Origin of the sequence: Nocardioides panacisoli (assembly GCF_039537325.1) — a bacterium.
Lineage (GTDB): Bacteria > Actinomycetota > Actinomycetes > Propionibacteriales > Nocardioidaceae > Nocardioides > Nocardioides panacisoli.
The window spans coordinates 37,681-53,005 of record NZ_BAABAH010000019.1; the positions used below are offsets into that span (position 1 = coordinate 37,681).

The following is a 15,325-nucleotide window of genomic DNA, read 5'->3' on the forward strand; positions in this document are numbered from 1 at the left end:
GAATGGGGGCGTGTCCTCCCACCCCGCCCCTCCCGACGCGATCACGGTCGTGCTCGCCGACGACAACCTGATCGTCCGCGAGGGCGTGCGGGCCCTGCTCGCCCGTGACGACACGATCACCGTGACCGGAGTCGCCGGTGACTACGACGAGCTGGTCGCGGCTGCCGTCGAGCTCGCGCCCCAGGTGGTCGTGACCGACATCCGGATGCCCCCGACCTTCCAGAACGAGGGGATCGAGGCGGCCCGCTACATCCGACGGCTGCTGCCCGGCACCGCGATCGTGGTGCTCAGCCAGTTTGACAGCCCGGAGTACGCGATCGACCTGCTCAGCGACGGCGCAGCGGGCTACGCCTACCTGCTCAAGGACCGGGTCGCCGACGGGGACCGGCTGGCCCGGGCGATCCGCGAGGTCGCGACCGGGGGCTCGATGCTCGACCCCGAGATCGTGTCGGCGATGGTCTCGCCGGCCCGACCGGAGGGCGGGCTGTCCGCCGAGCAGGAGGCGCTGCTGCAGCACGTCGCCGAAGGACGTCCGGTGAAGGCCATCGCTGCGCAGACCGGCAGCACGCCCGAGGCCGTCAACGACGCCGTCGAGGCCCTCTTCCTCGCCCTCGCCACGGGGGCGTCTGCCGGCCAGGCGGACGCGCTGCGCCGGCTCCGGATGCTGCACGCCGCGATCTTGGACCGCGAGGAGCAGGGCCAGACCCTCTCCCGGCTGCTGCCCGGCGGCCTCGCCGAGAAGATCCGCCGGGACCGTGGCGCCGTCGAGCGCACCGAGAGGCTGACCGTCACCGTGCTGATGTCCGACGTGCGGGGCTACTCCACGATCGCCGAGAACGCCGATCCCGCCCTGCTCGCACGGCAGCTCAACGAGCACCGGCGCGAGATGAACGCCGCGATCATCGAGCGCGGCGGCACCGTCATGCAGTACGTCGGCGACGCCGTGATGGCCGTCTTCGGCGCACCGGACCCGCGACCGGACCACGCACAGGAGGCGCTCCTGGCGGCGGCCGACATGCACGAGCGGCAGCGGGCGCTCGACGAGGTGTGGGGCACCGAGGGCCTGCTGCCGTTCGGCCTCGGGATCGGCGTCTCCACCGGCGAGGTGGCCGCCGCGATGCTCGGCAGCGACGAGCGGCTGGAGTACACCGTCGTCGGCGACACCGTGAACCTCGCCCAGCGACTGCAGGACCTGGCCCGGCCGGCGGGCACGACCGTCGTCTCCGCGCCGACCCTCGAGGCTGCCGGAAACCAGGACGGAGAGTGGGCCGACCTGGGAGCCTGCGAGGTGAAGGGCCGGGTGCAAGCGGTCCGGGCCTTTGCGTGCTACCCCGACGCTCCCGTCAACGGAAGGCCGACATCATGACCGAGACCACGTCCGATCCCGCCGCGGATCACGCCGTCAGCGTGCGTGGCGCACGGCGTACCTTCACCGCCGACCTGGCCCCCGTCCGGGCGCTGCGCGGCCTCGACCTCGACATCGCGCGGGGCGAGTTCGTCGCGATCACGGGACCGTCCGGTTGCGGGAAGTCCACCCTGTTGAACGCGATCGCCGGCCTGGACCGGCTCGACGAGGGGACCATCGAGGTCGACGGTCAGCGCATCGACGGGCAGAGCGAGGCCTGGCTGGCGAAGTTCCGCCGTCACCACATCGGGATCGTCTTCCAGTTCTTCAACCTCTTCGACGGCGTGAGCGCCACCGAGAACATCGTGCTCCCTGCCGTGCTCGGTGGGATGAAGCGCAAGGCCGCGGTCGCCCGCGCGCACGAGCTGCTCGACCTGCTCGGCCTCTCCGACCGGCGCGAGCAGGTGCCGGCGGTCCTCTCCGGGGGCCAGCGGCAACGGCTCGCGATCGCCCGCGCCCTCGTCAACGAGCCGACCCTGCTGCTCGCGGACGAGCCGACCGGTGCCCTGGACACCGAGGGCGGGCAAGAGGTGCTGGAGCTGTTCCGGCGGCTGCACGGCGGGGGCCAGACGATCATCATGGTGACGCACAGCCCCGACGTGGCGGCCGGTGCGGACCGGCAGGTGCAGATGCGGGACGGCCAGGTCGCCTCGCAGCTCGCGAGTGCCTGAGTCCTCCCATGTCCGCTGCCCTCATCTGGTTGCGCCTGGACGTCGGCCGCCGGTGGAAGTCCCTCGTCGTGCTGACGCTGCTCGTGGCGTTCGCCGGCGGGGTCGTCCTCACGGCGTTCGCAGGTGCGCACCGCGGGGACAGCGCCATGCCGCGACTGCGCGACCAGACCCTCCCGGTCGACGCGCTCGCCGTCGCGAACATCCCGGGCTTCGACTGGACGCCGATCGACCAGCTGCCCTACGTCGTCGCGAGCACCCACTTCGTGCTCGCCGCCACCCCCAAGATCCAGCAGGCACAGAAGGACAAGGTGCTCGAGGACAGCATCGACTTCCTCCGCGACGACGACACCTGGATGCGCACCATGGAGCGGCCGGTCGTGCTCGACGGCCGGATGCTCGACTTCGACGACCCCTCGGAGGCCGTCATCACCGGTGACTGGGGCGAGTCCGACGGACTGGGCGTCGGGTCGACCATCCAGGTCCGGCTGCCGACCCCGGATCAGGCCGACACCGGTGCGACCGACGACATGGCCTACGACGACTACGCCGGACCGACGATCACGGTCCACATCGTCGGCAAGGTGGTGACCCCGTGGGCGGTGCAGGACGGTGGCGGCGGTGGCGCGATCACGCTCTCACCCGCACTGTTCTCCACCTACCGCGCCAACATCATGGGTGCCACGGGCAAGGCGGGCTGGGAGAACGCCGGGTTCCGGCTGGAGCACGGCGCCGCCGACATCCCGCGCCTGCGCGCGGACATCGAGAGGATCTCGGGCAAGTCCATCGACGTCTGGGACTACGACGCCGGCTACGACCACCTCGAGGCCATCGGCCGACACGAGGCGGGCTTCCTGGCAGCCTTCGGCCTGGCGGCCGTGGTCGCCGCCGTCGTGCTCGTCGGCCAGGCGATCGGCCGGTACGCCGCCGCGGCCACGACCGAGCTGGACACCGCCCGCGCCCTCGGCATGACCCCCCGCCAGGTGCTCGTCGCCGCGACGGTCAACCCGATCATCGCCGGGGGCGTCGGCGCGCTGCTGGCAGCGCTCGCCGCCGTCGCGAGCTCACCGTGGTTCCCCCTCGGCTCTGCGCGCGCGGTGGAGCCCGAGCCCGGCGTGCGGGTCGACTGGGCGGTCCTCCCGGTGGGGTTCCTGGCGATCATCGCCCTGGTCGTGGCGGGCGCAGTCGTGAGCTCCGCGTCGGCCGCCCGGAGGTCGGTCGCGGGCAAGGCTCGCGTCTCCACGACGGCGGCCACGGCTGCGAACGCCGACGCCCCGGTCCCGCTCGTCGTCGGCATCCGGTTCGCGCTGGAGCGCGGCACCGGTCGCTCCGCCGTGCCGGTCCGCCCGGCGCTGGTCGGTGCGCTGTTCGGGGTGCTGGGCGTCGTCGCCGTCGGCGTCCTGTCCCACGGCATCAACGACGCGGCCGACCACCCCGAGAGGTTCGGCCAGACCTACCAGGCGATGGGCTTCGTCGGTTACGGCGGACACGACTTCCTGCCCTCCGCGCCCGTGGTCGACGCGCTCGACGAGCTGCCCGAGGTCACCGGCGTGAACGACTCGCGCGGCCAGGTGGCGGACCTTCCGCACGGCCAGGGCTCGCTCCAGCTGTGGAGCTGGTCTCCCGGGACGAAGCCGCTCGGGTCGACGGTTCTCTCCGGTCGGATGCCCGAGACAGCCGACGAGGTCGCGCTCGGGTCCGGGTCGCTCGACTACACCGGTCTGCACGTGGGGGACACGATCTCGCTGACCTCGGGCGACCGCTCGCGCCGGCTCCACATCGTCGGCGAGGTCTTCCTGCCGACCGGACCGCACAACGACTACGACGAGGGCGGCTGGATCACCGACAACGGCTACGACACCCTGTTCACCGACTACAAGTTCCACGTCCTGCACATCGCGCTGGCGCCGTCCTACCAGGACGACGCCGGCATCGCACGCCTCAACAGTGACATCCTCGCCGCAGAACCGAAGCTCCAGGAGCTCGCGACGAAGGCGTGCAGGGGGAGCACCGATCCCACCTGCATGAGCGTCGTCACGCCGCTCGAGGACCTCGACGTCCGCCACAACGGCACGGTCCAGGTGCTGGAGGAGGTGCGTCGGCTGCCGGTGGCGCTCGCCGCGTTCCTGGTCCTCCTCGCCATCGGCGCCATCGGCCACGCTCTGGCGACCGCCGTACGGCGACGCGCGGTCGACCTCGCCGTGCTCCGCGCGCTGGGCCTCACGCCGGCCCAGAGCCGCCTCGTCGTGGTCGTGCAGGCCTGCGTGCTGGCCCTGTTCGGGCTCGCGTTCGGCGTACCGATCGGCGTCGCGCTCGGCCGCACGGCGTGGCGCTGGGTCGCGGGCTTCACGCCCGTGCAGTACCTGCCGCCCACGCCGGTGCTGGTCCTGCTGCTCGTCGCGCCCGCTGCGCTGCTGGTCGTCAACGTGCTGGCCGCGCTGCCTGCCCGGCGCGCGGGCCGCGCCCGGCTGGCGGCGGTCCTGAGGGCCGAGTAGTGGGCGGGGTCCGGCTCTGGGTCCGGCACGAGCTCCGGCACCGGTGGGTCTCGCTCCTGCTGCTCGCGATGGTCGTCGCACTCGCGTCGGGCACGGTCGCCACGGCGTTCGCCGGCGCGATTCGCGGCGGCACCGCGCTCGACCGGCTCGTGGAGCAGACGCGGGCCTTCAACGCGGTGATCCCGGCGAACCCCCAGATCCAGTACCCCTGGAGCGAGTTCGACCAGCTCCCGTACGTCGAGGCACGGGCCGGGCTTGCCGCGATTGCAGGAGCCCGGCCGCTGGACGTGCAGCCGCAGGGCGACGACTGGCTCACGACCCCCACCGACGACCAGTGGTTCCGCACGATCGACGTGCCCGTCGTCCTGGATGGCCGGCCCTACGACCCGAACACCCCCGACGAGCTCGTGATCACGCCCGAGTTCGCGGACGCCCACGGCCTCGCCGTCGGCGACACGCTGCGCGTCCAGCTGCCCGACGCGTCCCAGGCCGCCCGGGCAGTCCGGCGCCAGGAGCCGGTCCAGGACCCCCACGGCCCGGTGGTCGGCTGGCGGGTCGTGGGCGTCGTGCGGAGCGTCTGGATGACGGCGGACGCCGCCGAACCGGACGGTCAGGCCGCGTTGTCGCCGGCCACCCTGACCGCCTACTCGGACAACCTCCTCGGCGGGGCGCCGCTCAGCAGGATGACCGTCATCTCCATCTTCCGGCTGGACGATCCGGCGCGTGACATCGCGGCGCTGACCAAGGACGCCCGGCGGCTGACGGGGCAGACCGACGTCGACGTGTGGGACACCGAGGTCAAGTACAACCGGCCGGCCCGCGACAACATCCGCTTCGAGGCCCGGACGCTGGCGGCCTTCGGCCTGGTCGCTCTGGTTGCCGCGGGGTTCCTCGTCGGCGGGCTCGTCGCGAGGACCGCGGCGGCCGGGATCGAGCGGCTGGCGCCCGGCCCCGCCCTCGGGATGTCACCGGGCCAGGTCGTCGGCGCGGCCACCGTGCCGGCTGCGCTCGCAGCCGTCGTCGGCGCCGTGCTCGGTGTGACCGGTGCGTGGATCGCCTCGCAGTGGTTCCCGGTCGGGTCGGCCCGGCGGTACGAGCCGGGCCCGGGGCGCGACCTCGACCCGGTCGTGCTGTCAGCAGTGCTGGCCGCGGCCGCGCTGTTCCTCACCTTCGTGGCCGTCGCGGCATCCTGGCGTCGAGCGGTCCGACGTCGCGGGGAGCATGCGCCGCGGGTGTCGAAGGTGGCCGCCTGGTTCACCCAGGTCTCTGCGCCGGTGCCCGTCGTGCTCGGTACCCGCCTCGCTCTCGAGCCGCAGCGGGGCAAGGACGCCGTACCGGTGCGTCCGGCCCAGATCGGTGCGATCGCGGCGGCCGCAGGTTGCGTGGCCGCGCTCGTGTTCGCGCACGGCATCGACGACGCGATCACCCATCCGGTCCGGTTCGGCCAGATCCAGCAGGCCGAGACGTTCGTGGGCTTCGGAGGCCAGGACTACGGCGACCCCGGAAAGCTGCTCGACCAGGTGCGCAGCCTTCCTTACGTGGACGGGGTGCTCGACGCACGGCAGGGCAACGCAACGGCGGACGACGACCGGCTGCCGATGGTCGTCTACTCCGGAGGGTCCGGGCCGAAGGCGATGGGGCCGGTCGTGACGCACGGCCGTGCGCCGGCAGCAACCGACGAGGTGATGCTGGGGACGGTCACCGCTGACGCTCTGGGCGTGGGCGTCGGGGACCAGGTCTCCCTGACGGGCTCGGCGGCGACCCGCTCCTACCAGGTCGTGGGCACCGGGTTCCTCCCGCCCGGCGCTCACAACGGCTACACCGACGGCGCCTGGGTGGTGGCGTCTTCGTACCCGCTGCTCTTCGACGACTTCCACTTCCACACCCTGCTGGTCGCCAGCGACTCGCTCTCGTCCGACACCTTGATCAAGCGGCTCGATGCCGACACCGGCGCCGACTTCGGCCCGCCGCAGCCGGTAGATGCCGTCCAGAACCTCCGCAGCGTGCGCCGCTTCCCGGCGGTCCTGGCCGCGTTCCTGGCCCTGCTCGGCATCGGCGTGGTCGGCAACGCCCTCGTGTTGGCCGTCCGCCGCCGCGAAGGCGATCTTGCCGTCGTCCGCGCCCTCGGCATGACCGGCGGTCAGGCCGCAGCCACGGTCGCCGTCCAGGCACTCACCTTCGTCACCGTCGGCCTGCTGTACGGCGCGCCGCTCGGGCTCGTCCTCGGCCGGGCGCTCTGGCGGACCGTCGCGGAGACGCTGCCGCTGCAGTTCGTACCGCCCACCTCGATGTCCGCGGTCCTCTGGGTGGTCGGCGCCTCGCTGGGGCTGACCGTGCTCCTCGCCGTCCTGCCCGCCCGGCGGGCGGCGCGGATCCCGCTCGCCGCCGTGCTGAGGGCCGAGTGATGGGCGGGCTCGGGGCCACGTGGACCTGGCTCCGGTGGGACGTGCGTCGCCGCTGGCGCTCGCTCGCCGCCATCGCCGTGCTCACGGCCGTCGCAGGGGCCGTCGTGCTGACCGCCGCCGCGGCCACGCACCGCGGCGCGACGGCACCGGACCGCCTGGAGGCGGTGACCCGCCCGGCCGACGCCTTCGTGCTCGCGAACACTCCCGACTTCGACTGGCAGGCCGTGCGCGACCTCCCGTACGTCACGGCCCTCGCGGAGCTGGCGATCACGGATCCACTCGCGATCGTGGGCGACTACTCGCCGGACGTCGTGACGTACCCGCCGGTCGGCGCGGACGACCTGTTCACGGTCGAGCGCCCGGTCGTGCTCGAGGGCCGGATGCTCGACCCGGACGATGTCCACGAGGTCGTGGTGACCCCGCAGTTCCTCAGCGAGTACGGCGACCAGGTGGGCGACCACCTGACCCTCGCCCTGCCGGCGCCGTACGAGGTGAACTACGACAACCTGCCGGCCGATCGGCTGCACGGCCCCCACGTCGACGTGCAGATCGTCGGAGCGATCCGCAGCCCGTGGAACTACGACCTGCCCGGCCGGCACGGCGTGGTCATCGTGTCCCCGGCGATCGCGGCGACCTACCCGGAGAACGTCCTGGGGCCCGAGGACGCCAAGCGGCCCGGACTCCGGTCGGCGGTCAACGCGCAGGTCCGGCTCGACCACGGGGCCGCTGACATCCCCAGGTTGCGCAGCGACCTCGAGCGGCTGACCGGCCGCTCCGACGTCGACGTGTGGGACATCGACGTGGTCGACCGGATCGGACGCCACCGGATCGGGTTCGAGTCCGCGTGCCTCGCGGCGTTCTGCGCAGCCGCTGTCCTCGCGGCCCTCTTCGTCATCGGGCAGGCGATCAGCCGGCACATCGCGTACGGCGCGGCCGAGCTCCCGACCGCGCTGGCCCTCGGCGCGACGCCGTCGCGCCTCGTGCTCACGGTGTGCGTCGGCCCGCTGCTGGCGGTCGGGGCCGGACTGCTCGCCGCCGTGGGTGCCGCGGTCGCGGCGTCCCCGTGGTTCCCCATCGGCTCCGCGGCGCTGGTGGAGCCCGATCCCGGCGTCGACGTCGATCCGGCGGTCCTGGGCGGGGGAGCGGCCCTGCTGCTGCTCGTCGCGGCGGCGCTCGCCGTACTGGCGGGATGGCGGGCGCTGCTGGCGGCGCGGTCGCGGGCGCAGGCCCGGCGCTCGCGGGTCGCCACTGCCGCCGCCAACGCCGGGCTCCCGGTGCCGGTGTCGCTCGGCACCCGCTTCGCGCTCGAGCCCGGCGCCGGCCGGAGCGCGGTGCCCGTGCGTCCGGCACTGGTGGGGGCCGTGCTCGGCCTGCTCGGCGCCACGGGCGCCATCGTGTTCGACGGCGCGATCGCCGATGCCGTCGACGACCCCGAGCGGTTCGGTCAGACCGAGCAGGCGGTCAGCTTCGTCGGCTACGGCAACACCGACTACGACCCCAAGGACGTCGTGCTGCACACGGCGGAGAAGTTCTCCTACATGAGCGGCGTGGCGAGCTCGCTGTCCTCCGTGGCCACCGAGCCGGACGGTTCCGGCTCGGTCCAGCTCTTCAGCTACGACGGCGTCTACCGGGCCGTGGTGCTGGACGGGCGGATGCCCGAGACGGCCGGCGAGGTCGCGCTCGCGCCCGACAGCCTCGACGCGCTCGGCGTACAGGTCGGGGACACCGTGGAGCTGACGGGCGACCACGCGTCGGTCGGGCTCGAGGTCGTCGGCGAGGCACTCATGCCCGAGGCTGGAGGAACGAACTCCTACCACGACGGCGGGTGGGTCACCGACGACGGCTGGCACCGACTCTTCGAGAAGTTCCTCTTCCGGTGCCTGCTCTACACGACCGACGGGTCGGTGCCCCCCGATCAGGCGCTGGCGAAGATCCAGCACGACGTCGCGGCAGCACTGCCGAACCTGGCGAAGCAGGGGCTGACCGTCGACGGGCCCGACCTGGCCGACCGCCGCTCCTCGCTCCAGCAGGTCCGCGACCTTCCCCGCGTGCTCGGACTGTTCCTCGGCTTGCTCTCGGTCGGTGCCCTCGGCCACGCGCTCACGCTGGCCGTGCGGCGCCGTTCCCGGGACGTCGCGGTGATGCGCGCCCTGGGACTGACGCCGGGGCAGACCCGTCTGGTCGTCACCACGCAGGCGACCGTGATGATGCTGGTCGGCCTCGCGGTCGGGATCCCGCTCGGGGTCGCCGCGGGCCGGAGCCTGTGGCGACCGGTCGCGACCTACACGCCGCTCCAGTACGCCGCGCCCTTCCCCTTGACTGCGCTCCTGCTCCTGGTCCCGGGCGCGCTGCTGCTCGGAGTGCTGCTCGCCGCTCTGCCGGCCCACGGCGCGGCGCGCACCCCCGCGGCCACCGTCCTGAGGACCGAGTGATGGCCGCGTGGGCTGGAGCCTGGGCCTTCGCCCGGCTCGACATACGTCGGCGGTGGCGGTCTCTCGTCGTGCTCGACCTGCCCCCGGTCCGCGACGACATGCTCCGGACCATCGAGCGACCGGTCGTCCTCGCCGGCCGTGTCTACGACCCCGCGCGTGCCGACGAGGCGGTCGTCACCCAGCAGTTCGCCGACACCTACGACGTGGGCGTGGGCACGACGCAGTACGCCGACAACCTGTGGGGCAGCGGTGAGTACGCGCCCGCGAACGCGCTCGTGCGGCTCCGCGACGGCGCCGCCGACCTCCCGCGACTGCGGGCCGACCTGGCCGAGCAGTCCGGCTATCCCGACGTCGTCGACCTCGGGGACCGCTACGACCGGGTCCGGCACTCCGCGGGCTTCGAGGCCGCCTGGATGCTGGGCTTCGCCGGTGCCGCACTGGTGGCGGCGATGGTCCTGGTCGGTCAGTGGATCGCACGCTACGTCGCTGCTGACGGCGACGGACTCCGCGCCGCAGGGGCCTTGGGGCTCGGTCCCGGCCAGGCGGTCGGGGCGGCCGCCGTCGGTCCTGGCCTCGCGGCAGTCGTAGGTCTCGCCGTCGCGGTCGGCACGTCCATCGTCGCGTCGCGATGGCTCCCGATCGGCACGGCCGCCGACCTGGAGCCGTCGCCCGGCATCGACATCGACCTGCCGGTGCTTGCGACCGTGACCGTTCTGGCGCTCACGCTGCTGCTGGGGTGGACCTGCGTCGTCGCACGGCTGCCCCTGACGGCGTCGGCAGAGCGACCTTCCCGGCCCTCGACGATCGTCGGCGTCGTCCGCCGGACCGCGGCCGCCCCGGCGGTGCAGCTCGGAACGAGGTTCGCGCTCGAGCGCGGCCGCGGTCCGAGCTCGGTGCCGGTGCTCCCCGGCATGGTGGGTGCGGTCGTCGGCGTGGCCGGAGTGGTGGGCGTGCTGGTGTTCGGCGCGGGCCTCTCCGAGGCCCTCGACAATCCCGCCCGGTTCGGTCAGACCTGGCAGGCGGGCATCGTCGCGGGCTACAACGGCGTCGAAGTGCTCCCCGCACGACAGCTCGAGTCGGACCTGCGCGCGCTCCCGTACGTGGAGCACGTGACCGACACGCTGACGGGCGCGGTGACGACGCCGGCCGGAACCGGTTCGGTGGTGCTCTGGTCGATCGACACGTCCCACGACGCGGTGGACACGGTGCTCTCGGCTGGGCGGATGCCTCGGACCGCGGATGAAGTCACGCTGGCTCCTACCACCGCCGACCAGCTGCACCTCTCGGTCGGCTCGCGGGTCCTGCTGGCTGGCAGCAGGAGCAGCCGGACGCTGACCGTCGTGGGGATCGGCTTCGTGCCGACGAGCGTCGAGACCCAGTACCACGAGGGCGGATGGATCACTCCTTCCGCCTATGACTCGCTGTTCGCCGTACCCGGACTGCACCAGGTGCTCGTCGAGGTGGGGCCGGACGCGCGGGACCCGGACGTCGTGGGGCGCATCGTCACCGACCTGGGGTCCGCGCGACCGCACACCTACGCGGTGACGCTCGCCGCAGCGCCCGCCTACCGCGCCGGCCGCCTGCCGGTCACGACGATCTTGAGGGCCGAGTGATGCTCGCCGAACCGAGGAGGGGATGAGGATGGCCGACACGACGATCCTGGTGACGAGGACGCAACGGCGGTGGTTCCTGGCCACCGTCGTGGCGGCCGTCGGTGCGGGCGCCTCCCTGTGGGCGCTCCACCTGATGACCAACGTCCCGCGGCACCCCGGCTTCTGGTTCCTGGTGCTGCTGGCGCTCGCGCCGGTGGCACTGGTCGGGTCGCGATGGCTGGTCAGCGACCGGATGGCCGCGTCGGTCCTCGTGCACTCGGCGGCGGTGTCGGGCTCGGCCCTCGTCGTCGTCGCCGTCTACCTGGTGCTCGTGGTCGGCATCAACGGCAGCCCCGACGGCCACGAGCGCGAGGTGATGCTGTCCAGCCTGTTCGCGGCGACCGTCGCGGCCCTGCTGGTGCCGCCGGTGCGCGGGCGCATCGCCGAGTGGGTGCGGTCGCTGCTCCACGAGGAGAAGCCGTCGACCGGTGAGGTCGTCAGCGCCTTCGGAGCGAAGATGAGCCGCTCGGTGCCGATGGACGAGCTGATGCTCCAGCTGGCCGAGTCGCTGCGCGAGACGGTGCCCGGGACCCGGGCCGAGATCTGGACCGGCACAGCGGACGCGATGCGCCGTACGACGAGCGTGCCGACGATGCCGCCGGCGATGCTCCGCGTCTCCGGGGCGGAGGCCACGACCGTCGCGCGGACGCGGATCGGAGGGCCGGCCTGGGTCTCCGTCTGGCTGCCGACCCTCGTGCCGGAGGAGCCGCACGGCGACTTCCGGGTGGTCCCGGTCGCCCACCTCGGCGACCTGCACGGCCTCGTGGTCGTGGTGCGCCCTCCGGGTACCCAGGAGTTCGAGGACGCCGACGAGGCGGCTCTGGTCGAGCTCGCCCACCAGCTCGGGCTCGCGCTGCACAACGTCCAGCTCGACTCCGCGCTCCAGGCCTCCCTCGAGGAGCTCGCCGAGCGCAACGAGGAGCTGCAGGCCTCCCGGCTGCGCATCGTGGCGGCGTCCGACGCGGCGCGCCGCGGCATCGAGCGCAATCTGCACGACGGCGCGCAGCAGCACCTGGTGGCGCTCGCGGTGAAGATCGGCCTGGTCGCCAATGTCGCCGAGGACGGCGACGGCGAGATGGTGGCGCAGATGCTCGGCGACCTGCGCAAGGACGTCCAGGCGACGATCGACGAGGTGCGCGCGCTCGCGCACGGCATCTACCCGCCGCTGCTGCGCGACCGCGGCCTCGGCGAGGCGCTGCGCACGGCCGCCAATCGCGCCGGTCTGCCGTGCCGGGTCGAGGTGGACCTGCCCGGGCGCTACCCGGAGACGGTGGAGACGGCGGCGTACTTCTGCTCGACCGAGGCCCTCCAGAACGCCGCGAAGTACGCCGGCGAGGGTGCCGAGGTCGAGCTGACGGTCCGGGGCGCCGACGGCCGGCTGGTCGTGGAGATCGCCGACGACGGCGCCGGGTACGACGCGACGGAGCACGCGGAGGGGCACGGGTTCACGAACATGCGCGACCGGCTGGGTGCGCTCGGCGGCGAGCTCGTGGTGCACTCGGCGCCGGGGGAGGGGACGCGGCTGGTGCTCACGATCCCCGGCGAGCCGCTCGCGGCGGAGGTGCCGGCCTGACCGGCGGCCCGGGCAATCAAGCGATCAGGTCGCGCAGCACCCGAGGAGTGAGGTCCTCCTTGTGGACGTAGGCCAGCGCGCCGCAGTCGCGGGCGTCGGCCGGCAGGTCGTCCTCGGCGTACGTCGACAGCAGCACCACCCGCACGTCCGGCATCTCGTCGGTGATCTTCCGCGTCGCCTCGATGCCGCTGATGCCGGGGAGGTTGATGTCCATCAGCACCAGCCCGGGGTGGAGGGTCCGCGCGGCCTCGACCGCCAGCTCGCCGGACTCCGCCTCTCCGGCGAGGTGCCACCCGATGAGCGAGACCAGCTGGCCTGCCACGGCGCGGAACGGCGGCTGGTCGTCGACGATGAGAACCTCCACGGCGTAATTCTCGTTGGTCCCACCCGGCACCGCCAGTGGGGGTAGCAACACCGCGGCGTTGGTGCTGGCGTCAGCCGTCCCGGCTGTCGGCGAGGTGGAGCAGCACGGCGGCGACCCGGCGGTTGGTGTCCGGGGCCATCTCGAGACCGAGCTTCGAGAAGACGGCGTTGATGTGCTTCTCCACCGAGCGCTCGGTGAGGAAGAGCGCCGCGGCGACGCCGGCGTTCGACTTCCCCTGGGCGACGTGGTCGAGGACCTCCCGCTCGCGGGGGGTGAGCTGGGCCAGCGGCGACCGCTCCGACGGCGGCCGGACCAGGAGCTCGACGATCGCCGGGTCGACGACCGAGCGCTGCTGGGCGACGGCCCGGATCGCCGACCCGAGCTCGTCGGGGTCGCTCACCCGCTCCTTGAGCAGGTAGGCGCGGCCTGCGCTGCCGTCGGCGAGCAGGTCGCGGGCATAGACCGCCTCGGCGTACTGCGACAGCACGACGACGCCGACGTCCGGGTGCGAGTGCCGCAGCTCGACGGCCAGCTGGATCCCCTCGTCGGTGAACGTCGGCGGCATCCGGACATCGGTCACCACCACGTCGACCGGCTCGTCGGCGTGCTGGGCAGCGAGCGCCGTGCGCACCTCGTCGAGGTCACCTGCCGCGGCCACGACGGAGAGGTCGGGCTGGCGCTCGATGAGCTGGCGCACGCCCTCGCGCACGAGGATCGAGTCCTCGGCGATCACCACGCGCAGGGTCATGCCCGCGGAGCCTATTGCCGAATGTTCCCCACGTCTCGAACTGTCGCGAGGTCGTCGGCCTCGTCCGCCGACTTGTCGTCCCGGTAGCGCACCACTCGCGCGAACCGCAGGGCCAGCCCGCCGGGGTAGCGGCTCGAGCGCTGCAGGCCGTCGAACGCGATCTCGACGACCTGCTCGGGCCGCACCTGCACCACGTGCTGGTCGGCCACCGCGGCGGGGTCGAGTGCGAGCTCGGTGAACCGCTCGGTCTGCCACGCGAGCATCGCGTCCGTCATCCCCTTGAACGTCTTCCCGAGCATGACGAAACCGGTCGGGCTGGTCTCGTCGCGCGCGCCGAGGTGGATGTTGGACAGCCAGCCCCGGCGTCGTCCGGAGCCCCACTCGACAGCGAGCACGACGAGGTCGAGCGTGTGCACCGGCTTGACCTTGACCCACGCGGCGCCGCGCCGACCGGCCTCCCAGGGCGCCGCCACGTCCTTCACCACCACGCCCTCGTGCCCGCCCGCGAGCACGAGGTCGGTGAAGGCCTGGGCGGCCTCGACGTCGTCCGCCTGTCCGACCCAGCGGGGGACCCGGTGCCGCTCGGGGACGAGGGCGTCCAGGGCCGTCCAGCGCTCCGACGCGGGGAGGTCGATCAGGTCGCGCCCGTCGAGGTGGAGGACGTCGAAGAAGTACGGCGTCACGGCGACCCCCTGCTTCGTCCCCGCCCGCCCGCCCTCAGGGTCGGGCCTGCTCGCGGTCCGCGACGCCGTCTCCTGGAACGGGCGCGGCCGGCCGTCCTCGTCGAGGGCGATCGCCTCGCCGTCGAGCACCAGGTCGGTGGCCGGCAGCGCCAGGACCGCTTCCACGACCTCGGGCAGCCGGTGCGTGATCTGCTCCAGGCTGCGGGTCGCGACGACCACGTCCGCACCCGAGCGGTGCACCTGGATCCGGATGCCGTCGAGCTTCGCGTCCACCGCGACCTGGCGTCCGCCGAGCTTCTCGAGTGCGGACGCGAGGTCGGGAGCGGACGACGCGAGCATCGGCAGGACCGGGCGGCCGACGGTGAGGCCGATGGCGTGGAGCGCTTCGACGCCGGAGAAGGCCGCGTCGACGGCATAGGTCGCCCCGCCGGCGAGCATCGCCGCTCGGCGTACTTCTCCGAGCGGGACGGCGGCGGCCGCCGCGACCGCCTCGATCACGATCGCGTCGAGCGCACCCTGGCGGACCTCACCCACGGCGATCGCGCGCAGCCAGGCCTGCTCCTCGGCGGTCGCGCGGCCGAAGAGCTCGGCGACCGCGGCCGACCGGGCACCGGCCGAGCCGGGCCCGGACAGCCGCGAGATGCTCTCGAACGCGGCGTCGACCTCGCCCACCGTCAGCGCACCCGGCTGCTCGGCCGCCGGCGGCAGCTGCTGGAGGCCGCGCCACCCGAGGCCCGTGCGCCGCTGGCGGAGCCGCCCGCTCAGGTAGTGCGCGACCAGGGCCCGCTCGTCCGGCTCGGTCCGCCCGAGGAGGTCGGCGATGAGTGCCGTCTTCTCCTTGCGCGACCGGGTCGCCGCGACCGCCGCCGAGACGGCGACGAGCTCGGCCAGCCTCATCGG

10 protein-coding genes are annotated in these 15,325 nt (G+C 73.4%); 7 read left to right on the forward strand and 3 right to left on the reverse strand.

The genetic code is table 11. The features are described 5' to 3' along the window. The first annotated feature begins 10 nt into the window (after positions 1 to 10). Genes ABD709_RS19395 through ABD709_RS19425 form a run of 7 tightly spaced genes read left to right on the forward strand, consistent with a single transcriptional unit; the run spans position 11 to position 12,630 of the window. Positions 11 to 1,366, forward strand: a complete 1,356-nt coding sequence (locus tag ABD709_RS19395) for an adenylate/guanylate cyclase domain-containing protein (RefSeq protein ID WP_344778549.1) — start codon at positions 11 to 13, stop codon at positions 1,364 to 1,366. Then, the gene (locus tag ABD709_RS19400) at positions 1,363 to 2,076 is read left to right on the forward strand and encodes an ABC transporter ATP-binding protein (RefSeq protein WP_344778551.1); all 714 of its coding nucleotides are present in this window, start codon (positions 1,363 to 1,365) and stop codon (positions 2,074 to 2,076) included. Before ABD709_RS19395 ends, ABD709_RS19400 begins: the two co-directional genes overlap by 4 nt. 8 nt (positions 2,077 to 2,084) lie before the next feature. Continuing rightward, positions 2,085 to 4,568, forward strand: coding sequence for an FtsX-like permease family protein (locus tag ABD709_RS19405; RefSeq protein ID WP_344778553.1), 2,484 nt, complete (start codon positions 2,085 to 2,087; stop codon positions 4,566 to 4,568). After that, positions 4,568 to 6,973, forward strand: coding sequence for an ABC transporter permease (locus ABD709_RS19410; RefSeq protein WP_344778555.1), 2,406 nt, complete (start codon positions 4,568 to 4,570; stop codon positions 6,971 to 6,973). Before ABD709_RS19405 ends, ABD709_RS19410 begins: the two co-directional genes overlap by 1 nt. Next, positions 6,973 to 9,405 (forward strand): ABC transporter permease, encoded by a 2,433-nt coding sequence (locus ABD709_RS19415; protein WP_344778557.1) that lies wholly within the window; start codon positions 6,973 to 6,975, stop codon positions 9,403 to 9,405. Before ABD709_RS19410 ends, ABD709_RS19415 begins: the two co-directional genes overlap by 1 nt. Next, entirely contained in the window at positions 9,405 to 11,018 is a 1,614-nt protein-coding gene (locus ABD709_RS19420; RefSeq protein WP_344778559.1) for an ABC transporter permease, read from the forward strand. Before ABD709_RS19415 ends, ABD709_RS19420 begins: the two co-directional genes overlap by 1 nt. Positions 11,019 to 11,046: 28 nt before the next feature. Then, positions 11,047 to 12,630 (forward strand): GAF domain-containing sensor histidine kinase, encoded by a 1,584-nt coding sequence (locus ABD709_RS19425; protein ID WP_344778561.1) that lies wholly within the window; start codon positions 11,047 to 11,049, stop codon positions 12,628 to 12,630. A 16-nt stretch (positions 12,631 to 12,646) separates the two neighbouring features. Here the strand turns inward: ABD709_RS19425 and ABD709_RS19430 are convergent, their stop codons facing one another. From ABD709_RS19430 to ABD709_RS19440, 3 genes are all read right to left on the reverse strand, one after another. After that, positions 12,647 to 12,994, reverse strand: coding sequence for a response regulator (locus ABD709_RS19430; RefSeq protein WP_344778563.1), 348 nt, complete (start codon positions 12,992 to 12,994; stop codon positions 12,647 to 12,649). A gap of 70 nt (positions 12,995 to 13,064) precedes the next feature. Then, positions 13,065 to 13,742, reverse strand: coding sequence for a response regulator transcription factor (locus tag ABD709_RS19435; protein WP_344778565.1), 678 nt, complete (start codon positions 13,740 to 13,742; stop codon positions 13,065 to 13,067). An 11-nt stretch (positions 13,743 to 13,753) separates the two neighbouring features. Further along, positions 13,754 to 15,322 carry an ATP-dependent DNA ligase gene (locus ABD709_RS19440; RefSeq protein ID WP_344778567.1) on the reverse strand — a complete coding sequence of 523 codons (1,569 nt, stop codon included), beginning with the start codon at positions 15,320 to 15,322 and terminating at the stop codon, positions 13,754 to 13,756. Positions 15,323 to 15,325 lie beyond the last annotated feature (3 nt).